The sequence below is a fragment of the Vibrio sp. Vb0304 genome (genome assembly GCF_033338995.1).
In the GTDB taxonomy this organism is placed as follows: Bacteria; Pseudomonadota; Gammaproteobacteria; order Enterobacterales; family Vibrionaceae; genus Vibrio; species Vibrio alginolyticus.
Window position 1 is genome coordinate 98,966 of sequence record NZ_JAWOTT010000003.1, and the last position, 13,767, is coordinate 112,732.

At 46.0% G+C, this 13,767-nt stretch carries 12 protein-coding genes; 1 reads left to right on the forward strand and 11 read right to left on the reverse strand.

Annotated elements, in window-relative coordinates; translation table 11 throughout:
* Nucleotides 1–27: 27 nt before the first annotated feature.
* The 4 genes from bioD to bioB are packed head-to-tail and all read right to left on the reverse strand — an operon-like array spanning nucleotide 28 to nucleotide 3,722.
* Nucleotides 28–714 carry a dethiobiotin synthase gene (gene bioD, locus R7P35_RS07300; RefSeq protein WP_005378217.1) on the reverse strand — a complete coding sequence of 229 codons (687 nt, stop codon included), beginning with the start codon at nucleotides 712–714 and terminating at the stop codon, nucleotides 28–30.
* Nucleotides 711–1,532, reverse strand: coding sequence for a malonyl-ACP O-methyltransferase BioC (gene bioC / locus R7P35_RS07305; protein WP_054866301.1), 822 nt, complete (start codon nucleotides 1,530–1,532; stop codon nucleotides 711–713). The genes bioD and bioC overlap by 4 nt, the downstream gene beginning before the upstream one ends.
* Complete coding sequence (gene bioF, locus R7P35_RS07310; RefSeq protein ID WP_318091919.1) at nucleotides 1,532–2,683, reverse strand: 8-amino-7-oxononanoate synthase; 1,152 nt, start codon at nucleotides 2,681–2,683, stop codon at nucleotides 1,532–1,534. The genes bioC and bioF overlap by 1 nt, the downstream gene beginning before the upstream one ends.
* A complete protein-coding gene (bioB, locus tag R7P35_RS07315; protein WP_005378222.1) occupies nucleotides 2,670–3,722 on the reverse strand; it encodes a biotin synthase BioB in 1,053 nt (350 codons plus the stop codon). The genes bioF and bioB overlap by 14 nt, the downstream gene beginning before the upstream one ends.
* Before the next feature lie 129 nt (nucleotides 3,723–3,851).
* Between bioB and bioA the strand changes: the two genes are divergently transcribed.
* Entirely contained in the window at nucleotides 3,852–5,132 is a 1,281-nt protein-coding gene (bioA, locus tag R7P35_RS07320) for an adenosylmethionine--8-amino-7-oxononanoate transaminase (protein WP_132936555.1), read from the forward strand.
* 69 nt (nucleotides 5,133–5,201) lie between these two features.
* On the opposite strand, the gene R7P35_RS07325 is transcribed toward bioA, so the two are convergent.
* From R7P35_RS07325 to R7P35_RS07355, 7 genes are all read right to left on the reverse strand, one after another.
* Nucleotides 5,202–5,468 carry a DksA/TraR family C4-type zinc finger protein gene (locus R7P35_RS07325; RefSeq protein ID WP_132936554.1) on the reverse strand — a complete coding sequence of 89 codons (267 nt, stop codon included), beginning with the start codon at nucleotides 5,466–5,468 and terminating at the stop codon, nucleotides 5,202–5,204.
* 137 nt (nucleotides 5,469–5,605) lie between these two features.
* A complete protein-coding gene (locus R7P35_RS07330) occupies nucleotides 5,606–6,049 on the reverse strand; it encodes a hypothetical protein (RefSeq protein ID WP_238958898.1) in 444 nt (147 codons plus the stop codon).
* Complete coding sequence (locus R7P35_RS07335; protein WP_213904738.1) at nucleotides 6,024–6,926, reverse strand: N-acetylmuramidase domain-containing protein; 903 nt, start codon at nucleotides 6,924–6,926, stop codon at nucleotides 6,024–6,026. The genes R7P35_RS07330 and R7P35_RS07335 overlap by 26 nt, the downstream gene beginning before the upstream one ends.
* A gap of 203 nt (nucleotides 6,927–7,129) precedes the next feature.
* Nucleotides 7,130–8,437, reverse strand: coding sequence for a serine--tRNA ligase (gene serS / locus R7P35_RS07340; RefSeq protein WP_005437179.1), 1,308 nt, complete (start codon nucleotides 8,435–8,437; stop codon nucleotides 7,130–7,132).
* A 91-nt stretch (nucleotides 8,438–8,528) separates the two neighbouring features.
* Nucleotides 8,529–9,884 carry a replication-associated recombination protein A gene (locus R7P35_RS07345; protein ID WP_216624858.1) on the reverse strand — a complete coding sequence of 452 codons (1,356 nt, stop codon included), beginning with the start codon at nucleotides 9,882–9,884 and terminating at the stop codon, nucleotides 8,529–8,531.
* On the reverse strand, nucleotides 9,885–10,511 hold the full coding sequence (gene lolA / locus R7P35_RS07350) for an outer membrane lipoprotein chaperone LolA (protein ID WP_005388103.1): 627 nt from the start codon (nucleotides 10,509–10,511) through the stop codon (nucleotides 9,885–9,887). It abuts the gene before it with no gap.
* Between the two features lie 61 nt (nucleotides 10,512–10,572).
* Entirely contained in the window at nucleotides 10,573–13,620 is a 3,048-nt protein-coding gene (locus R7P35_RS07355; protein ID WP_171342742.1) for a DNA translocase FtsK 4TM domain-containing protein, read from the reverse strand.
* Between the last annotated feature and the right edge of the window lie 147 nt (nucleotides 13,621–13,767).

Consider the following 13,767-nt stretch of genomic DNA (forward strand, 5'->3'; position numbering starts at 1 on the left):
TTTTTTAGTCTTTTATCCTAAACACCATTAGTCAGTGTTTAGCAACGGCTCTACATTAATGTACTTGCCTAGCTCTTTGCGTTTAGCACTTGGAATATATGGAATTTCCCCAAGCTTAGGTGCATCGATACGTGCTTCTAGCATCTCGATAATGTCAGCGTAGTGCTCTGTGCCAGGGTTGACGCGGTTTGCCACCCAGCCAACAAGATTCAAACCATCCGCTTTAATACTCTCCGCTGTGAGTAAAGCGTGGCTCAAACAGCCTAATTTAATGCCAACCACCAGTACAACAGGTAACTGCTCTTCTTTTACCCATGTAGATAAACAGTCCGTATCGGATACTGGCACACGCCAGCCTCCAGCACCTTCAACGAGAACAACATCGGCTTGCTGCTTATGTTGAGCCAGTTTTTGACTCAGAACATCGTAACTTATTTCGACATGTTCATGCTTCGCTGCAATGTGGGGAGAAGCAGGCAACTCTAAAGCGTATGGGTTCACATCATCATAGGCCACATCGAGTGTTGCGGCGTCTTGTAAGTGTAAAGCATCAGAGTTACGCCATCCCGCTTCAGTCTTGTCACTCCCTGCTGCCACTGGCTTATAACCAATAGTATTTAGTCCTTTTGCTGCAATCGCTTGCAAAATGGCTTTAGACGCTACCGTCTTTCCAACATCAGTATCCGTACCAGCAATAAAAAAAGCATCAATCATAGATGTATTACTCCAAAACAAACCTGATAACTTGCAGGTAGAAGACCTTGATCGTTTTTAAACGCTTGGTACGCATGCTCAACTTGCAACAAAGTCTCGCGACTAGTTAAACCGTGTGAGCGCCCGCTTACGTGATTTGCACCTATACCTTTGAGGTCACGCATAACTGAAAATGCAGAGTCGTACCAAACTGTGATGGTGGTCAAGTCTAGTTGATGGCTGTCACATCGAGATTGCGCTAACGCAATTTTTACCTGATTGAGCGTTAGAAAGTTATTGACGTGTTGATATGCATCAATTTTTTCCCATGATGCACGCAGCTCATACAGTGATCCATCAACCAGTGTAGAGAACCACGCTTTCCCACCATTTTTTAGCACGCGGCGCACTTCTTTTAGTGGGTAACTTAAATCTGTACACCATTGCAGCGCTAAACTTGAAAACACGTAATCGAAGCTATCATCGTCAAATGGTAAGTTTTCAGCATCAGCAACTTGGTAGTGCATTCGTACTGCACCACAACGCTGCTCTGCTTTATCTAACATGGCTTGAGAGATATCGCCGCAGACTACTTCCGCACCGCGTTGTTGAAGTAGTTGGGAGAAATAACCCGTGCCACAACCTAAATCCAATACACGTTTTCCCGTCAAGTTTTCAGGAAGTTTATCAAGCAGCTGATGCCCGACATCACGTTGAAAAGCCGCATGTTTATCGTATGTTTCTGCTGCTTTACCAAACGAAGAGGCAATCGCGTCTTTATCTTGATGGAAACTCTCTAACGCGAGCGTTTGCGCTAATGCGGTAGTTGCATTATCCATTACAGCGCTCCTAATGCTTGCTTCAATGCCATTGAAAGCGTTTTAACTTGTTCGTTGGTGTGATTGGCAGTGAGTGTGATTCGAAGGCGAGACGTCCCTTTAGGCACCGTCGGTGGTCGAATAGCGGTAACCCAAATGCCGTTTTGGCGACAAGCGCTCGCAACCTGCAAAGCCAGTTCAGATTCACCAATCACAAACGGCTTAATCGAAGTCTGAGTCTCAACAAAGCCCTCCAGATCGCTGAGGCAGTCTCGATACACTTCACTAAGCTCTGAAAGCTTTTCACGTCGCCAAGACTGCTCTTGAACGATAGAAACCGCATGCGTTAGCGCATAGGCTTGTGCCGGAGGCATCGCTGTGGAATACACATGGTGACGAGCAAACTGAGTTAAAAAGTCCCCCGTTGCGTGGTCACATAAAATAGCCGCGCCAGACATACCAAACGCTTTGCCGAAAGTAACGATCAGTATCTCGGGTTTAACCGTTGCCAACTCACAAGAACCACCACCGGATTGACCAAGAACGCCAATACCATGAGCGTCATCGACAGCAAACCATGCATTGTGGCTATCAACGACAGCAGCGATATCGCTAAGCGGCGCACAGTCGCCGTCCATGCTGAATACCCCTTCAGTCACAACTAGATGGTTGTCTTCGCTATTAATCAGCGACTTTAGGTGCTCGATGTCATTGTGTTTGAAGCGCTTCATCTTAGCTGGTGACAACGCCCCCGCTTCCATCAGTGAGGCATGGTTCAAACGGTCTTGGATCAATACGTCTGATTTTTCCAACAAGGTGAACAACAAGGCTTGATTAGCACTGAATCCAGAACCAAACAGAATTGCTCTGTCGTAACCCAACCATTCGGTCAGTGCGGCTTCTAAATTGCTGTGCGCGGCACTAAAGCCAGTCACCATCGGTGATGCTCCACTGCCACTACCATATACGCCTAAACCTTGCTGCCAAGCCCGAACAAGCGCTTGGTCATTAGCCAATCCCAAATAATCATTACTTGAGAAATTAATGTAGCGTCTACCTTCGTGTTCCAAAACGGACTGGTTACCGGCAAACACCACATTCATAGAACGATTCAACCCTTGCGTTTTACGCTCAGCAAGGGCGGACTCGATACGAGATTTAAACGCTGGCATCGTAGAAAAGGTCGTCTTTTGTCGGACGGGCAGCAACGCGCTCTACGACGCGATCGAGTAACTCGTTTTCTTCGATTTCATCAGGCTTTTGAGACACCTCTTGGCTGTTAATACCGAGCTTGTTGAACAGCATCATGTCTTTGTCTTCTGAAGGGTTTGGCGTGGTCAGAAGTTTGCAGCCATAGAAGACGGAGTTTGCACCCGCCATAAAGCACAGCGCTTGCATTTGTTCGTTCATGTTTTCACGACCAGCGGATAAACGAACGGCTGATTGAGGCATCATGATTCGTGCAATCGCAATCAGGCGAATGAAATCGAATGGCTCAACATCATCCACTTCTTCCAGTGGTGTGCCCTTCACCTTCACGAGCATGTTGATTGGAACGCTTTCAGGGTGTACCGGTAAGTTCGCCAATTCAACCAATAAACCAGCTCGGTCGTTAGCACTTTCACCCATGCCGATGATGCCACCAGAACAGATCTTCATGCCAGCATCACGCACGTGAGACAAAGTATCTAAACGGTCTTGGTAAGTACGTGTGGTAATGATGTTGCCGTAAAACTCAGGAGAGGTATCTAGGTTGTGGTTGTAGTAATCCAGACCTGCGGTTGCCAATTGCTTTGCTTGATCTGGCGTCAGCATGCCTAATGTCATACACGTTTCTAAACCCATGCCCTTCACGCCTTTGATCATGTCGGTCAAATGCGGCATATCACGCTCTTTCGGGTTTTTCCATGCGGCGCCCATACAGAATCGAGTAGAACCAGCATTTTTGGCTTTTTGCGCAGCATCGAGTACGCGTTCTACTTCCATCAGGCGCTCTTTTTCGATGTCTGTGGTGTAACGAGCACTCTGAGGACAGTATTTACAATCTTCTGGACAAGCACCTGTCTTAATCGACAGAAGCGTGCTTACTTGAACATGGTTGGTTTGTTGATATTGACGATGTACAAGCTGCGCTTCGAATAGGAGATCCATGAATGGTTTTTCCATGAGATCGCGCACTTCAGCATGCGTCCAGTTATGACGAACTTCCACGTGTATTCCTTTAGTCACTTTTGTTGTTGTGTTGACAGTCTACTGAGTCTCGATAAACTGTCAACACAACACAAAAAACAAAGTTTACATCTGTTTATTTTTTAATCTTAATTGTTATTGGAATCGCACATGGATCTCGCCTTCGACCGCCAGCATATCTGGCATCCTTATACTTCGACATTGACACCTCTGACCTGCTACCCAGTGGCATCGGCAAATGGTGTTCACATTAAATTGGAAGACGGTACTGAGCTGGTCGACGGCATGTCTTCTTGGTGGTCGACGATCCACGGCTACAACCACCCGCATTTAAATCAAGCCGCTCACCAGCAAATCGATCAGGTCTCTCACGTGATGTTTGGCGGGATTACCCACCAGCCAGCAATCAGTTTGTGTAAGAAGTTGCTATCCCTAACCCCAAGTAATCTTGAACATGTATTCCTTGCCGATTCAGGCTCCGTTGCCGTAGAAGTCAGCTTAAAAATGGCACTGCAATATTGGCATGCAAAAGGCGAACGCCGATCAAAGTTTCTTACTTTGCGACACGGTTATCACGGCGATACGTTTGCGGCGATGTCGGTTACCGATCCTGACAACTCCATGCACTCTCTCTACAAAGGCTTTTTGCCTGAGCATATCTTTGCGGAGTCACCAACTTGTGGTTATTGGGATGAATGGAAGCCAGAAGACCTCACCGACTTCGAGCACAAGATTGAGACTCACCATAAAGAACTTGCTGCGGTGATCCTAGAGCCTATCGTTCAAGGCGCTGGCGGCATGCGAATCTACCATCCAGAATTTCTCAAAGGCGTGCGTAGGCTTTGCGACAAATACGGCTTGTTATTGATTGCAGATGAGATCGCTACCGGATTTGGTCGTACCGGTAAGTTGTTTGCCTGCGAACATGCAGACATTCAACCAGACATTCTGTGTGTCGGGAAAGCACTCACTGGCGGCTACATGACCCTCTCTGCGACCCTGGCGAGCAAACACGTAGCAGACACCGTTTGTGGTGGTGATGCAGGCTGTTTTATGCACGGTCCAACCTTTATGGGGAATCCACTCGCCTGTGCTGTTGCCACCGCAAGTTTGGAATTGATTGAGCGAGGTAATTGGCAGCAACAAACCCAACAAATTGAAACGCTGTTTTCTGAGTTACTACCAAAACTTGAAGAATACGAGTTGGTGAAGAACACCCGTTGGCTAGGTGCCATTGGCGTAGTGGAGACGCATCGCCCTGTGAATATGGAAACCATCCAAGCCTTGTTTGTTGAACACGGAGTTTGGATTCGTCCATTTGGCAAACTGATTTATATGATGCCGCCGTTCATCAGCAAGCCGGAAGATATTGAGAAGCTAGTTAACGCGATTGATGCTGCGTTGCAACGTAAAGACTGCTTCGCTTCATAGTCCAATTCAATACGAAAACGGTTTGAGTATGAGACTCAAACCGTCTCATTATTTATTAGAACAGTAAAGTTATCGGAGTTGACTGTCTTTACTCGCTCGTCGATTGAACAATGCTTGGCGTTGAGACACCAATTCGATTGTTGACTGACATTCGATACACAAACGAACGCCTTTCATAGCAAAACGACGTGCTTCTGGGATCTCATCACCACACTCATCGCAATAATGGGCGCTTTCACCCCTTGTGATACTGCCACGAACACGGGAAATCTCGTCGTCTATTGTGTTTTGAATTTGTTGGCTGACGCTATCGTCATTTGCCCACCCTACGGCCATAAGCCCTCCTCGTTACTTGAATGAGAAAATCTACTTACCGTGGTAAGGTGGATGATTATATCGATTACAAATAACAAGATAATTAGGATAAATTCGAAAACACTATTACGTTTTAGTAATAATTACTCTGTAATCGATTATTCGGCACTCTCATGGAAAAGCAATGCAAGGTTACTCATACTCCCTTCCTCACATTCAAAGTACTGCGTTTGCTCAGGCTCTCTCAAAGTAACACTGAGTATTTTCTCTACCTCACCAAACTCCTCGCTAAAGTACTCACTGACTAATATGACGCGCTCACCAATACTAAATTCCAGTGACTTCTCATCTACCAACGCTCGATGATACTGGTCTAATTTAAAGTCCTTTACAGCTATGGTTCTTTCAATACTGCTCCCCCCTAAGTTAAGCTCCGACAGTAGAACCTGACTGTTTATATTTTCTATTGATATTTCTAGACGGTTAGGATGTGAAGCATCACACTTAAATAGCGCAGTATTAGTGTGGCTGGAAGCACAAGCAGATGAACTAAAAATAAGTCCAAGCAAAGAAATGTTACGCAGCATTTTTAATCGAAGCATATTTTTTGTAAGCCTTTTCTAATTTGACGTCGTATTGATTTTTCTGATACTCAGAACCATTGTAACCACGAGCAAAGGCAGCCCAATTTTTATCTCTTATATGTTCACCTAAGCCAGACTTTTGGATAAACGTAACAAAAGCCTCAAGTTGTTTCTTCTCTGACTCGAATACAGCTTTAACAAAGGATTCAGCGGTAACATGACCAGCTAACTTGAAATTAAAGCCCATAATTTGGAAACGTCCCCAAGATGCGGAGCGGATTGCTGCATTTGAATTCAGTTCAATCGCTTTATTTAAACGTACGTATTCTGAGATACCACCAACATACAGACTTCGATTCCAATGCCGACTTGAAATACTTGGATGACTGTTATCGTAGGCTCTTGAAGTGAGTCTCGAAAATATATGAGCCTCAAACAAAATCTTTGGCTTACCATTGCTAAAGTAGGCTTCTCCTCGGCTCTCAACTTCCGCTACAGCTTTAATAGCAGCGACTTCGCATTCAAGGGTTTCAGCTACTTTGCGATAATCCAAGTCCGTCAACGCATCTCTTGAGCCAACCAAAGGTAACGTATATGCCACCGCAGTCTCAGGTGTTCGTTTTAAATAATCATTCAGCTTACGATGGCTTCTTCCATTCACATCTATCCTTCCATCTGGACGAACCATCCCAACAAGGCTTTTCTGAAAAGCTTTAATTGCGCCGACAGTTTTGGAGTTTTCCGGTCTAGAGCCTAGTTTCCCATCCACTTTAAGTTCCTTTACTCCCTTTAAAGAACCAAGCAATTGGTTAATAGACCTTTGTACCGTACGAATGTCACCATCCACATTTTTACCACCCAAGCCAACAGAGCCGCTTATTCTTATTGAAGCCATGAAAGTACCTCCTCTTTATATTTTGGAGGAGCTTGTCATGCTCAATGAAGCTTAGAAAAATATCATTAGGGACTGGTTTTAATAATTTAGGCTAACTATGCAATACCTCATCCTACATTTACATAACAACGTATTTTCACTCGACGCAGATAACAAAAAACCCAGCACTAAGGCTGGGTTTTGGTGTTCTAGTGGTTAATGGATTAACCGATGTGCGTTGCGCCCGCCATGTACTTCTGAAGTACTGTAGGGATTGCAATGCGGCCGTCTGCTTCTTGGTTGTTTTCTAGGATAGCAACCATTGTACGACCTACAGCAAGACCAGAACCGTTTAGCGTGTGTACAAGCTCAGGTTTCTTCTCGCCTTTACGACGGAAACGTGCTTGCATACGACGAGCTTGGAAATCCCACATGTTAGAACATGAAGAAATTTCACGGTAAGTTTCTTGAGCAGGAACCCAAACTTCTAGGTCGTAAGTCTTACGAGCGCCGAAGCCCATGTCACCTGTACATAGAACCACTTTACGGTAAGGAAGCTCTAGAAGTTGTAGAACTTTCTCAGCGTGACCTGTTAGCTCTTCTAGTGCGTTCATTGAATCTTCTGGCTTAGTGATTTGTACTAGCTCAACTTTGTCGAACTGGTGCATACGAATCAAACCACGAGTATCACGACCGTAAGAACCTGCTTCTGAACGGAAACATGGCGTGTGAGCTGTCATCTTAATTGGTAGATCCGCTTCGTCAGAAATCGTGTCACGAACTAGGTTCGTTACAGGTACTTCTGCAGTAGGGATTAGAGACAGTTTACGTGGCTCTTCGTCGTTTACTTTTTCTACTAGCGGCTCAGTGTGGAAAAGATCTTTACCAAACTTAGGAAGCTGACCAGTACCGAATAGGCTGTCAGAGTTTACTAGGTAAGGTACGTACATTTCTGTGTAGCCGTGCTCTTCAGTGTGAAGATCCAGCATGAACTGAGCGATTGCACGGTGTAGACGAGCAAATTGGCCTTTCATCACGATGAAACGTGCGCCAGTGATCTTAACTGCACTTGCGAAGTCTAGACCGTCGCCCATTTCGCCTAGGTCAACGTGATCTTTCAGTTCGAAGTCGTAAGACTTTGGCTCACCCCAACGAGAGATTTCAACGTTGTCGTTTTCATCTTTGCCATCTGGCACTTCATCTGCTGGGATGTTTGGTACAGAAAGCGTGAATTCGTCTAGTTGAGCCATTACTTGCTCAAGTTCAACTTTCTTCGCATCAAGATCGCTACCTAGCGTACCGATTTGTTTCTTGATCTCTTCTGCGCCTTCTTTGTCGCCAGCCGCCATTTTTTGGCCGATTTGCTTGGAGATGGAGTTACGCGTGGATTGTAAATTTTCTACTTCTACTTGAATGGACTTACGTTGTTCTTCAAGTTTACGAATAGTATCTACGTCTAGCTTAAAGCCACGACGCGCCAGTTTAGCAGCTGTTTCATCCAGCTCTGTACGAAGTAATTTAGAATCCAGCATTGTTAATCCTATGCTTTTTGTTGTGAAATCACGCGCACTTTCCAAGCGTACGCGTTAAAAAAATTTACTAAACAAATGTATCCAAAAACGCCTACTTTTCATAGCGCTTTTGTGGGCTATTTGCGTCTAAAGTAGCCAAGTAATCTAACTTTTCGCCGATTTTGGTCTCCAGACCACGATTTGTCGGCTGATAGTACCTACGATCGCCCATTTCAGGCGGCAAATATTGCTCACCTGCTGCGTAAGCACCAGGCTCATCGTGAGCATAACGATACTCAGCCCCATAACCCATGTCTTTCATCAAACTGGTTGGCGCATTTCGAAGGTGATGCGGCACTTCATATTCAGGTAAGTTATGAGCGTCCGCTAGCGCTTGTTTCCACGCCACGTAAACAGCATTACTTTTTGGCGCACATGCTAAGTACACGATCGCCTGTGCAATCGCACGTTCACCTTCTGCTGGGCCAACGCGTGTAAAACAGTCCCACGCGGAGAGTGCCACTTGCATGGCTCTAGGGTCCGCATTGCCGACATCTTCTGATGCTATCGCAAGTAATCGACGGGCAATATAAAGAGGATCACAACCCGCAGCAATCATACGTGCAGCCCAGTAAAGCGCCGCATCTGGGTTAGAGCCACGAATGGATTTGTGGACCGCAGAGATTAAGTCATACCAGATATCACCTTTGTTATCGAAGCGAGAGACTTTCTCCCCTGCCACTTCAGCCAGCAACTTAAGCGTGATCTCTTTTTCACCTTGCGCATTGTCTTCTGCCATGTCGTAGAGCAGCTCAAGATAATTGAGAGACATGCGAGCATCACCGTTGACCAGTTCTGCTAGGCGGTCTAATACGTTATCAGCGAAATGTGCGGGTGTATTGCCCAAGCCACGCTCTTTGTCACTGATCGCTTGATTCAGCGCCAGTGAGATTTCATCTTTATCGAGAGACGTTAGCTTGTAGACACGTGCACGTGACAGCAATGCGTTGTTTAACTCAAACGATGGGTTTTCTGTCGTCGCACCAATAAAGGTAACCGTGCCATCTTCGATATGCGGTAAAAACGCATCTTGTTGAGATTTGTTGAAGCGATGCACCTCATCCACAAATAAGATGGTGCGGCGGCCCGCCATTTTGTTCTCACGTGCTTTCTCGATTGCAGCACGAATTTCTTTCACACCAGACGTCACGGCAGACACGCGCTCTACTTCAGCATTGGCATAGTTTGCAGCCACTTCCGCTAATGTCGTTTTGCCTGTGCCTGGTGGTCCCCAAAGGATCATAGAGTGAATGTGACCCGCCTCTAGCGCACGGCGCAGTGGCTTACCAAGGCCTAAAATGTGCTGCTGTCCAATGTATTGCTCGATTGTTTCCGGTCTCATACGAGCAGCAAGGGGACGAAAATCTTCGTCCCCCGAGAAATCTAATGTGTAATTACTCACTACCAATTAATTCCTTTGGTCATCCACTTCCACACCTTTTGGAATTGTGAATGTGAATCTGTCTGCTTTTGGTTTACCCAGCTTCACGTTGTTAAAAGTGAACAAACCTTTTTGGCCGTCTTGCTCAACCACATTGAAGCCTTTCACCACACCTTTGGCATCAATATTAATCTGGAATTGACCTTGTGTGGAGTCTACTGCAGTAGGAATGAGAGTGAATTGGTCACCTTTTTGAGATATTTTGTAGTTATTCCAATCACTTGCTCGGTTACGCGTTAGCAAAACAAATGGCGTTTGCTCTGTTGCTTGCTCTTGCCAATAGATGCTCACTTGCTCGATGAATGGGCTGTAGTACCACAATGTCTTACCGTCAGAGACCAATAGGTTCTCATCAGGGAATGTTGTGCTCCAACGGAACAGGCTTGGGCGGGCAATTTCAACCGTACCTTCTCCTTCCATAACCGTTTCGCCTTCAGGGCTGATAACCTGCTGAGAGAAATCTGCACTAAAGCCATCATTCATAGAAAGGCGTTTGTTTAATTCATCTTTAGGAGATGCTGCGTGTGCAGTAGAGAAGAGGGAAAAGCTTAAAACAAGCGCGGAGAAAAGTTTCGCTGAAAATAGTTTTTTCATTCAGATACCTATTATTAGAACCACTCACCTCAGTTGGACTGAGGTGAGTAACACAAGTTCATTAATCTTTTGGTGGCGCAGGTGCCAGTACTTCACGGTTACCGTTATGACCCGGAGCACTTACGATGCCCTGCGCTTCAAGCTGCTCTACAATACGGGCGGCACGGTTGTAACCTATCTTAAATCGGCGCTGAACACCGGAAACCGAACCTCGACGTGATTGAACCACGTGCTCAACAACTTGATCGAAGAGCGGGTCTACATCTTCATCCGCTTCCATTTGCTCACCTGGCAATAGACTTTCTGGAGTTTGATCTCCACTGATGATCTCTTCAATGTAGTTCGGTTTACCACGCGCTTTCCAGTTGTTTACAACAGCATGAACATCATCATCTGATGCAAATGCACCGTGAACACGAGTTGTATGACTTGATCCCGGCGGTAGATACAACATATCACCCATACCAAGTAGTGATTCTGCGCCGCCTTGATCTAGGATTGTACGAGAGTCCGTTTTAGTCGATACCGTAAACGCAACACGAGTTGGGATGTTCGCTTTAATTAGACCGGTAATAACGTCAACCGATGGACGCTGAGTCGCAAGAATTAAGTGAATACCTGCCGCACGCGCTTTTTGCGCCAAGCGAGCAATCAGTTCTTCAACTTTCTTACCTACCACCATCATCAGGTCAGCAAATTCGTCAACAACAACAACGATGTAAGGCAGCTTTTCTAGCAATGGCGGTTCAGTATCCATGCTGTCGCCTTCCTGCCAGAAGGGGTCATGGATTGGGTGGCCCGCTTCTGCTGCCATCTTCAATTTTTCGTTGAAGCCCTTCACATTACGTACACCTAATGCCGACATCAATTTGTAACGACGTTCCATCTCGCCCACACACCAACGTAGAGCGTTTGATGCGTCTTTCATATCAGTCACAACTTCAGAAAGAAGATGAGGGATACCTTCATAAATAGAAAGCTCTAGCATTTTCGGGTCAATCATGATGAAGCGTACATCTTCTGGACCTGCTTTATACAGCATGCTCAAAATCATCACGTTCACACCCACCGACTTACCAGAACCTGTTGTACCTGCTACTAACACGTGAGGCATCTTCGCAAGATCTGCCACCACAGCTTCGCCCGCAATGTCTTGACCTAACACAACCGTTGTTGGTGACGTTGCTTGCTCAAACTGAGGGCTACTGATGACATCAGATAAATAGACCGTCTGACGACTCATATTTGGCAGTTCCAAACCGATGTAAGGCTTGCCAGGGATTACTTCCACAACACGTACCGCCATCGCAGACAATGCACGCGCTAAGTCAGTTGAAAGACCAGAAATACGACTTACTTTCACCCCCGGCGCCAAATCAAGCTCAAAACGAGTGATCACTGGTCCAGGATAAATACCAACCACATCGGCTTTGATTTTGTAGTCAGCGAGTTTGCTCTCTACCAATCGAGCGACCTGCTCTAGCGCATCACGGTCGATAAAGTTTTCACGTTTTTCTGGATGATAAAGCAACTCGAGCGTTGGGAGTGGCTCTTCCGGAACTGGCAAATTTTCTTCTTTCTGTACCAAAAATGGGTTCTGTGTTGCAGCGACTTTGGCTTGTGCATTGGAAACCATATCTTGGAATGCGGTAACGTCTTGGTCGTTGTCTTGGACCTCTTCTACTTCCACTTTTTGAGGAGCAGGTTCAAATGTTGTTGAAGGTGTTGCTGCTTGCTGATGAGGCGTTGTTGGCTGTACTTGCTGCGCAGGCTGAGACTCCACTTCGTCTTCATCATCTAACACATCAAAGTCAGAGATCGTAGGCTCAATATGTTGGCTCGACTCTGTTTGCGCCGTGATGCTATCTAATACAGCAGAATCAATTGCAGGCTCTTCATGTACAGGATGCTCAATACTTGGCTGCTGTACTTGCTCTGCTTCAAATTGTTCGTACTCCGCATAATCTGGTTCAACACTGATCGGTTCTTCTGTAGCTGTATGTTGCTCTACATAGGAAGAGTAAGTGTCTGCAAATGATGGGGCTGCCTGTTCGTCAGTTCCCCAGTCATCTGCTTGTTGCGCCGCTGCTTCAAGCTCTTCTATCGTAACATTCAGTTGCTTGGTGCGTTCCAAGAGCGGATCAACGTTATCCGTGTTAACCGTATGGATAGGTTGTATTTGAGGCTCAGGTTCAGAATAGACTGACGCAGCATTAACCGTAGCCTTGCGTTGTGGTGGCGTCGGTTCTACCATCGCCTGTTCTGCAGGCTTATCAGGTTTAGCTTGCGGCATATAAATAGGGTACTCATGCGCCGGCGCCGACTCTTTCGGTTCATCGACATCGTACGCCGTTAAATGAGGAAGCGGCTCATCATCAATTTCATGGTCTACATTATGTTTAGGCGTAGAGACTTTATCTTCTACAAACTCATCAAGCTGAGGTTCTAAAACTTCCTGCTCTGAGCCTCTTGCCTTATTTGCAAGCGCGGCAATTAGTGCTAATGCACGATCACCAAGCCATTCCACGATGTTAAGCCATGAGATGCCAGTGAAGAGCGTAAAGCCCGCTCCCCACAAGAACAGCAGTACCAATGTGGTACCGAGTACATTCAATGTAGGTAAAGCGAGGCTAGACAACACATCCCCGACCACACCTCCGGATGAAAAATACCAAATGTCATCAAAATTAATATCGGCAAGACCGCAACTGGTCATAATAAGGACGACAAGACCGAGCAGCCTTGTACCCCATAGCATGAAATCAATTGGCTCATCTTCTCCTCGTTTACGGCAAATCACCCATGCAGCCGCCGCTAGCAAGAAAGGGATTGGGTAAGCGAGAGAGCCAAATGTGAAGAATAGAGTATCAGCTAGCCAAGCGCCGAAAAGGCCACCAGCATTATCGATATCCCCTCCCCATGCGGTTTGGGACCAAGAAGGATCGGCCGGACTGAAGGTAAATAGTGCAACCGCAAGCAATACCGAGCTAAGAACGCCAACGATAAAGCAGCACTCTTTTAAGCGTTGGAAGCCATTTAAGCGTGAAGACTGGGGCTCTTCACTGGTTTTGATAATGGTTTCGACTTTCTTTGCGTTCTCTTTGAACATAAATCAACTTGAATATGGAAATGAAATAGGAAATTGCAAAACATTCCGAGCGGCATCAAGCCGCTCGGTAAATTGATTTAACCATATCAAGGAGAAAAACCCAATTACTCTCTGGCGAAAGCGGAAGCATATACCGCTTTCTTTGCA

Bases quoted from the DNA above. Each gene is read 5' to 3' on its own strand.
- bioD (WP_005378217.1), bottom strand. From the start codon at position 714: ATGATTGATGCTTTTTTTATTGCTGGTACGGATACTGATGTTGGAAAG.
- bioC (WP_054866301.1), bottom strand. From the start codon at position 1,532: ATGGATAATGCAACTACCGCATTAGCGCAAACGCTCGCGTTAGAGAGT.
- bioF (WP_318091919.1), bottom strand. From the start codon at position 2,683: ATGCCAGCGTTTAAATCTCGTATCGAGTCCGCCCTTGCTGAGCGTAAA.
- bioA (WP_132936555.1), top strand. From the start codon at position 3,852: ATGGATCTCGCCTTCGACCGCCAGCATATCTGGCATCCTTATACTTCG.
- R7P35_RS07325 (WP_132936554.1), bottom strand. From the start codon at position 5,468: ATGGCCGTAGGGTGGGCAAATGACGATAGCGTCAGCCAACAAATTCAA.
- R7P35_RS07330 (WP_238958898.1), bottom strand. From the start codon at position 6,049: ATGCTTCGATTAAAAATGCTGCGTAACATTTCTTTGCTTGGACTTATT.
- R7P35_RS07335 (WP_213904738.1), bottom strand. From the start codon at position 6,926: ATGGCTTCAATAAGAATAAGCGGCTCTGTTGGCTTGGGTGGTAAAAAT.
- serS (WP_005437179.1), bottom strand. From the start codon at position 8,437: ATGCTGGATTCTAAATTACTTCGTACAGAGCTGGATGAAACAGCTGCT.
- lolA (WP_005388103.1), bottom strand. From the start codon at position 10,511: ATGAAAAAACTATTTTCAGCGAAACTTTTCTCCGCGCTTGTTTTAAGC.
- R7P35_RS07355 (WP_171342742.1), bottom strand. From the start codon at position 13,620: ATGTTCAAAGAGAACGCAAAGAAAGTCGAAACCATTATCAAAACCAGT.